The organism is Vallitalea maricola (genome assembly GCF_036985595.1).
Lineage (GTDB): Bacteria > Bacillota > Clostridia > Lachnospirales > Vallitaleaceae > Vallitalea > Vallitalea maricola.
Genome location: NZ_BTPU01000358.1, coordinates 1 through 237, shown reverse-complemented (window position 1 = coordinate 237; position 237 = coordinate 1). Strand labels below are relative to the sequence as shown.

Below are 237 nucleotides of genomic sequence, written 5' to 3'. Positions count from 1 at the left end.
AGTTTTAAAATAGGGGCTGTAAGACAGCCCCTATTTTAAAACTTAAATTTTGATAATGAATCTGCAAAAGCATTATTCAATGGTTTCTCAGCATCTTTTTTCATCTTGTTCATATAATTCTTTACTTGTTTTTTATTCATTTGATTAGATTTGGATTCTTTTCTCTTGTTCCATGAATTCAGCTTTTCTTTGAAACCGCAATTATTGCATATGAACATTTTTTTGTCTCCTTCGCCA

The 237-nt window shown here is 29.5% G+C and carries 1 pseudogene; it reads right to left on the bottom strand.

The features are described 5' to 3' along the window. Positions 1-35: 35 nt before the first annotated feature. Positions 36-237: pseudogene (locus AACQ14_RS24340) on the bottom strand (topoisomerase); the annotation flags it as partial.